Source organism: Planktothrix sp. FACHB-1355 (assembly GCF_014748295.1).
Lineage (GTDB): Bacteria > Cyanobacteriota > Cyanobacteriia > Cyanobacteriales > Aerosakkonemataceae > Aerosakkonema > Aerosakkonema funiforme_A.
On record NZ_JACJUP010001308.1, the window covers coordinates 1 to 1799 of the forward strand.

A 1799-nucleotide genomic window follows, 5' to 3' on the forward strand; every position below is an offset into this window, starting at 1 on the left:
GGGCAATTTTGACTTTTGACTTTTGAATGAGTGACTTTTAGCTCTTCCCTCTTCCCTAACCCCTAACCCCTAACCCCTAACCCCTAGAAGTTGCTGTAGTTAGCGATCGCTTGCTTCAACCTTTCTAGCACTTCCGGCACTGGGATCGCTCCCAATTCTCCAGAAGCGCGAGTGCGAATATTCAAACTATTAGATTCAACCTCCTTCGCTCCCACCACTGCCATCACGGGAATTTTGTCTTTTTCCGCATTGCGAATTTGTTTGGCCAAGCGCTCGTTGCTGCTGTCAGCTTCGGCACGGATACCAAGCAATTTCATTTCTTTTGCCACTTGTTGAGCAAACGGTAGAAACTCATCGCTCACAGGCAACAATCGCGCTTGTATAGGTGCTAGCCACAGCGGAAAATCACCAGCGTACTCTTCAATTAATATGCCAATTAGCCTTTCCAAAGAGCCAAAAGGAGCGCGGTGAATCATCACCGGACGTTTGCGATTTCCGTCTTCCGCCACATACTCAAGCTTGAATCGTTCCGGCAAATTGTAATCTACCTGAACAGTACCCAATTGCCATTCTCTTTCTAACGCATCTTGGAAAATAAAATCCAGTTTCGGGCCGTAAAATGCGGCTTCGCCAATGCCTTCAAAATAATTCATTCCCAGTTTTTCAACAGCGCGACGAATGGCATTTTGCGATTTTTCCCAAACTTCATCGGAACCGATGTATTTGTCAGAAGCTGGATCGCGGAAACTCAGTCTGGCTTTGAAGTTTTTCAGTTGCAAACTCTTGAACACAGATAGAATTAAATCCACCACATTCAAAAATTCGTCATCCAATTGTTCTGGCGTTACGAATAAGTGAGAATCATCAACAGTGAATCCTCGTACCCGCGTTAAGCCACCCAGTTCCCCGGATTGTTCGTAACGGTAAACCGTGCCAAATTCAGCTAACCGCATCGGCAATTCCCGATAAGAACGCAACTCGCTCTCATAAATCTGAATATGAAAAGGACAGTTCATCGGCTTAAGGACAAAGCCTTGTTCCGCAGCGGCGGCTTCTTCGTCTTCTGCCATGAGGGGGAACATATCCTCTTTATATTTTTGCCAGTGTCCGGAGGTTTTAAATAAATCCACTCTGGCGATGTGCGGCGTTACAACTGGCAAATAACCGCGTTTGAGCTGTTCCTGTTTCAAGAAATCTTCTAAGATGCTTCGCAATACCGTACCTTTGGGAGTCCACAAAGGCAATCCCGGCCCTACTAAATCTGCAAAGATAAATAGTCCCAGTTCTTTACCCAACTTGCGATGATCTCGACGCAGTGCTTCTTCCTTGCGGCGCTGATATTCTTCCAACTGTTCCGGCGTTTCCCATGCCGTACCGTAAATCCGCTGTAACTGCGCCTTGGTGGAGTCCCCGCGCCAGTAAGCACCGGCTAAGCTTTCCAGTTCAATTGCTTTGGGGTTCAAATCACTGGTATTTTCAACGTGGGGGCCAGCACAAAGATCCCACCATTGGTCTCCCAGATGGTAAATGGTAATCGGTTCTTGTAAGCCTTCCAGAATTTCCAGTTTGTAAGGTTCGTTAATTTGTTTGATTCGATGTTCTGCTTCTTCGCGGCTGACTTCTTCCCGAATTACCGGCAGTTTGCGATTGATGATTTTGATCATCTCTTTTTTAATCGCCTTTAAATCTTTTTCCGTAAAAGGCTCTGGATGGTCAAAATCGTAGTAAAATCCATTTTCAATCCAAGGGCCGATCGTAACTTGAGCCTTGGGAAACAGCTTCTGCACCGCCATCGCCAT

Annotated in this window: 1 protein-coding gene; it reads right to left on the reverse strand. The window is 46.2% G+C overall.

Annotation, left to right across the window (positions count from 1 at the left end):
- Positions 1-83 precede the first annotated feature (83 nt).
- A partial coding sequence (thrS, locus tag H6S82_RS31850; protein WP_191057393.1) for a threonine--tRNA ligase occupies positions 84-1799 on the reverse strand: 1716 nt, incomplete at its 5' end.